This is a genomic window from Frankia sp. AgKG'84/4, assembly GCF_023242965.2.
Classification (GTDB): domain Bacteria; phylum Actinomycetota; class Actinomycetes; order Frankiales; family Frankiaceae; genus Frankia.
Genome location: NZ_JALKFU020000369.1, coordinates 1 through 5273, shown reverse-complemented (window position 1 = coordinate 5273; position 5273 = coordinate 1). Strand labels below are relative to the sequence as shown.

4 protein-coding genes are annotated in these 5273 nt (G+C 73.5%); 3 read left to right on the top strand and 1 reads right to left on the bottom strand.

What is annotated here, in order from left to right; genetic code table 11:
- Positions 1 to 38: 38 nt before the first annotated feature.
- On the top strand, positions 39 to 797 hold the full coding sequence (locus MXD58_RS19220) for an ABC transporter ATP-binding protein (protein ID WP_250609676.1): 759 nt from the start codon (positions 39 to 41) through the stop codon (positions 795 to 797).
- Positions 798 to 1374: 577 nt separating this feature from the next.
- Here MXD58_RS19220 and MXD58_RS19215 read toward each other — a convergent pair.
- Positions 1375 to 2058: a nitroreductase family protein gene (locus MXD58_RS19215; protein WP_248837948.1), complete on the bottom strand. Its 684-nt coding sequence runs from the start codon at positions 2056 to 2058 to the stop codon at positions 1375 to 1377.
- 369 nt (positions 2059 to 2427) lie between these two features.
- Here MXD58_RS19215 and MXD58_RS19210 point away from each other — a divergent pair, with 369 nt between their 5' ends.
- Together MXD58_RS19210 and MXD58_RS19205 are read left to right on the top strand one after the other, a co-directional pair.
- The gene (locus tag MXD58_RS19210; RefSeq protein WP_248838007.1) at positions 2428 to 4785 is read left to right on the top strand and encodes an FdhF/YdeP family oxidoreductase; all 2358 of its coding nucleotides are present in this window, start codon (positions 2428 to 2430) and stop codon (positions 4783 to 4785) included.
- The coding region (locus tag MXD58_RS19205) for a formate dehydrogenase accessory sulfurtransferase FdhD (RefSeq protein WP_250609675.1) at positions 4785 to 5273 on the top strand (489 nt) is incomplete at its 3' end. The genes MXD58_RS19210 and MXD58_RS19205, both read left to right, overlap by 1 nt.

The following is a 5273-nucleotide window of genomic DNA, read 5'->3' as shown; positions in this document are numbered from 1 at the left end:
GCGCCACCGCGAGGGCGCGGGCGGACAGCGCGTCGTGGGTGTCCCAGTGCCCGCCGCCGAGCAGCGGGCGCAGCGCGCTGCGCTTCGCCGGGGTGCGCAAGCAGTTCCGCGACGGCACGGTCGCGCTCCTCGACACCGACCTGACGGTCCGCCCCGGCGAGTTCGTCTCCGTCGTCGGACCGTCGGGCTGTGGGAAGAGCACGCTGCTGCGGATCGCCAGCGGCCTCGACGACGCCACCGGCGGAACCGTGGACGTCGCCTCGCGCCACGTCGGCTACGTCTTTCAGGACGCGACGCTGCTGCCGTGGCGCAACGTCGCGGCGAACGTGGGGCTGCTCGCGGAACTGGAGCACCTGGACAAGCCCGAGCGGATCCGCCGTGTCGGCGAGGCGATCGGCCTGGTCGGGCTGAGCGGGTTCGAGAAGCACCTGCCGCACGAGCTCTCCGGCGGCATGCGGATGCGTACGTCGCTCGCCCGTTCACTGGTGCTCGACCCGTCGATCTTCCTGTTCGACGAGCCGTTCGGCGCCCTGGACGAGATCACCCGGGAACGGCTCAACGACGAGCTGCTGCGGATGTTCATGCTGCGCCGCTTCGCCGCGCTGTTCATCACCCATTCGGTGGCCGAGGCGGTGTTCCTGTCCACCCGGGTGGTGGTGATGAGCGGGCGGCCCGGGCGGGTGAAGGCGGACCTGGCCGTCCCGTTCGACTATCCGCGCTCGCCAGAGCTGCGCTACCAGCCCGAGTTCGCCGCCCTGTGCGGCGAGGTCTCCGGACTTCTGAGGAGTGAGGCGTGAGCGCACCCGTGCCCGCGGCGACCGATACGACCACGGCGGACCCGGCCGCTCCCGCGCCCGCGGGAACCGGGCCCGCGGGAACCGGGCCTACGGGAACCGGGCCTGCCGATGCCGCCGCGGTGGCCGCGGCGCCGATTGCCCTGCGCCGGCTCGGCGCTGCGTGCGTGTGCGAGCCACCGCCCGTTCCGCCGCTGACGAGCCCCCCGTTTTCCATGGCCACCTGAGCGTTTCCCTTCTGCGCGCGACGCCGTTGGAACGCCCGCCCGCCGGGGCGTTTCCCTGGCATTCGTCGCCGAAAACCCTCAAAGAATGTTTTCGGTAGGGCGGTGGGCATCGCGATAGCATTCCCGCCGCGCTGGCCGCGGTGGTGCCGCGTTGCCAGGAAGTAGGAGCTCAACGGGTCGGATCCACTGTCGTGATTCGACGAGCCTGACGATAGGCGAATCGTGCCGCCGCGACCAGGAATGTAGGTCACGGAACGGTTGTCGCGCGTTGTCTCGTCATTTCCGTTGCCGGCAATGGCTTTCGAGACGATCTACGTCTTTCGTCCGGCTTACGGCGTTCGTCGGCCGACGGGTCAGGACTGGCCGAAGGCCGGCCCGTCGAAGGTGTCGACGCGGGCGAACGCGCTCACCGGTTCGCGACCCAGGCGCCGCACGGTCCGAACGGGGTGGCCGAGCGCGAGGACGGCGGCGACGCCATGGTCGGCCGGGATCCGCAGCAGCCGCGCCGCCTCGGGTTCGCGGCGGGCGAGGAAGGTGGTCAGCGTCCCGCCGAGGCCGACGTCGCGGGCGGCGAGCAGGACGTTCTGGGCGAACGGGTAGATCGACGCGCCGCCGACGACGCTCTGCCGCGCCAGCTCCACATCGGTGACCGCGAGTGCGGTGAGCCGCACGGCGAGGACGAGCAGCACGGGCACCTGGTCGAAGTCGTCGATGAAGGCGCTGGGCGCCGGGGTGCGGGCGGCCTCGTCGAGATCGATCGCGGCGCCGTGCCACTGCCCGTCCGGCCCGGGCGCGAAGGGCCGCACGCCCGCGTGCAGTTGCGCCATGTACTCCCGCCAGCCGAGCTGGACCAGGTCGCGCACCTGCCGGCGCAGCTCGGGATCGCGCAGCACGATCACCACCCACGGCTGCTGGTTGCCGCCGCTCGGGGCGAACCGCGCCGCCTCCAGCACTGCGGCGAGCACCTCGTCGGCGACGGGCTCGGCGGTGAACTCACGCACGGCACCGGCGGTCCGCATCACCTCACGCAGCTCCACCCGGCGAGCCTAACTGGATTCGGAGGTGGGCGGCGGATGCGGAGATGGGTTGCCCAGCGCCGGCATCCACGGCCGGTTCGCCGTCGAGCGGGCGACGATGACACCGAAGTCGCGCCACACCGCCGGCTGCTGGGCGGGCGTCAGGTTCGCGTAGGCGCCGACGGGCCGCCGCGGTGTCCACCCTGGAGACGTAGGCAGTGTGACACCCAGGAGACCGCCACCGACGTCGCCGGCTCCTCGCCCCAGCCGAGGTGCACCTGCTCCGGGATGGTGCCGACGTCCGGAGCGTGGCGTGCACGGGACCATCCGGTGAACCGACCCGAGCGATGACGGTGGCCTCCGGTGCCGATCGCGGGGATGGTGGAGAGCATGCGCGGCGGAGCTGATCGGCACGACGAGGGACCTGACGACGCCGATGCGCGGGTCGGGGCGCCGGCCCGGTCGGCGGCGGGGCTGCCCGGGGTCGGGCACGCGATGGCCCAGGCGTTCGAGCGGATGGGGCCGCGGCGGTCGCTGCGCACACTGCGCCTGGTCAACCAGGACCACGGGTTCGACTGCCCGGGCTGTGCCTGGCCCGAGCCGCCGGGGGAGCGCTCTGTCGCCGAGTTCTGCGAGAACGGGGCGAAGGCGGTCGCCGAGGAGGCCACCCGGGCGCGCGTGACGCCGGCATTTTTCGCCGAGCATTCGCTGACCGACCTCGCCGGGCGCTCCGGGCACTGGCTGGGCCGTCAGGGGCGCATCGTCGAACCGATGTACCGGTCGCCGGGCGCCACGCACTACACCCCGGTCGGCTGGGACGAGGCGTTCCGGCTCGTCGCCGCGGAGCTGACCGCGCTCGCGAGCCCGGAGGAGGCCGCGTTCTACACCTCTGGGCGCACCAGCAACGAGGCGGCGTTCGTCTACCAGCTGTTCGTCCGCATGCTCGGCACGAACAACCTGCCGGACTGCTCGAACCTGTGCCACGAGTCCTCCGGCACGGCGCTGACGGCGACGATCGGGGTCGGCAAGGGCTCGGTGACCCTCGCCGACCTGGAGGCCGCCGACCTGGTGCTCGTCGTCGGGCAGAACCCCGGCACGAACCATCCGCGGATGCTCAGCTCGCTGGAACGGGTCAAGCGCGCCGGCGGCAGTATCGTCGCGGTCAACCCGCTGCCCGAGGCGGCGCTGCTGCGGTTCCGTAACCCGCAGAACGCCCGCGGCCTGCTCGGGCGCGGCACCCCGCTCGCCGACCAGTTCCTGCAGATCCGCCTCGGCGGTGACCTTGCGCTGTTCCAGGGGCTGGCCCGCCGGCTGCTCGACGCGGAGGACGCGGCCCCCGGCACCGTCCTCGACCACGACTTCATCGACGCGCACAGCACCGGTTTCGACGCGTTCGCCGAGCACGTGCGGACCCATCTCGGCGACGACGAGATCGCCGCCGTCACCGGCCTGGCGGCGGCGGAGATCGACGAGCTGGCCCGGCGGATGCTCGCCGCCGAGCGGGTCGTCGTGTGCTGGGCGATGGGCCTGACCCAGCACGCGGGCGCCGTCGCGACGATCCAGGAGGTCGTCAACGTCCTGCTGATGCGCGGCAACATCGGCCGCCCCGGCGCCGGGGTGTGCCCGGTGCGCGGGCACTCGAACGTCCAGGGGGACCGGACGATGGGCATCTGGGAGCGGCCGACCACGGCGTTCCTGGACGCCCTCGGCGCCGAGTTCGGCTTCGACCCGCCGCGCCAGCACGGTCATGACGTCGTCGACACGATCCGGGCGATGCGCGACGGGCGGGTGAAGGTGTTCCTCGGGATGGGCGGGAACTTCGTCGCCGCGAGCCCGGATTCGGCGGTGACCGAGGCGGCGATGCGCGCCTGCCGGCTGACGGTGCAGGTGTCGACGACCCTCAATCGGTCACACGCGGTGACCGGCGAGGCGGCGCTGATCCTCCCGACGCTTGGCCGCACCGAGGTCGACGAGCAGGCTGGCGGGCGCCAGCAGGTCACCGTCGAGGATTCGATGGGCATGGTGCATGCCTCCCGGGGGACGCTGGCGCCGGCCGGTCCGGCGCTACGTTCCGAGGTGGCGATCGTCTGCGGCCTCGCCGCGGCGACCCTGACGGCGGCACCCGCCGGCGCGGACAGCGCGCTGGCGCGGGTGGACTGGGCCGGGCTCGCCGCCGACTACCGGCGCGTGCGCGGGCACATCTCCCGGGTCGTGCCCGGCTTCGAGGACTTCGAGGACCGCCTCGGCGCGCCCGGCGGGTTCGCGCTGCCGCACCCGCCGCGCGACAGCCGCACCTTCCCGACGGCGAGTGGCCGGGCGGCGTTCACGGTGAACGACTGCGACGTCCCGCGGGTGCCGCCGGGCCATCTGCTGCTGCAGACCATGCGCAGCCACGACCAGTACAACACCACGATCTACGGTCTCGACGACCGTTACCGAGGGGTGCGCGGCGGGCGCCGGGTCGTGTTCGTCCACCCGGAGGACCTCGCCGAGCGGGCCATCGCCGATGGGACCCACGTCGACCTGGTCAGCGTGTGGACCGACGGGACGACCCGGCGGGCGGAGAGCTTCCGGGCGGTGGCGTTCCCGACCGCCCGCGGTTGCGCCGCCGCCTACTTTCCGGAGACGAACGTGCTGGTCCCACTCGACTCGACGGCGGCGGGCAGTAACACGCCGACGTCGAAGTCGCTGGTCGTCCGGCTCGAACCGACGTCGCCGTCGCCGTCGCCGCGGCGCGGGGACGGCTGATGGGCCGGGCCAGCGCCCGGCGCCCCGTCACCCGGGTGCGGGCCGGGGTGGTGACGGCGGTCCGTCCCGACACGGTCGCGGGGGAGGAGCCGCTGGAGATCCGCGTCGGCGGCCGGCCGCTGGCGGTGACGATGCGCACCCCCGGCGACGACATGGACCTCGCCGTGGGCTTCCTCCTCGGCGAGGGCCTGATCGCCTCCGGCGCGGACGTGGCGGCGATGCGCTACTGCGTGAGCCGGGACGGCGCGCTCGACGCCGACGGCCGGCCCACCTACAACGTGCTCGACGTGACGCTAGCCGCCGGCGTCCCGGCGCCCACGGCCCAGGACGCCCGCGCCTTCTACACGACCAGTTCGTGCGGACTGTGCGGGAAGGCGAGCATCGACGCGGTGCGGCTGCGCAGCCGGTTCCCGGTCGCCGACGACCCGCTGCGGGTCGCGCCCGCCACCGTGTGCGCGCTGCCCGAGGGCCTGCGGGCGGCCCAGCGG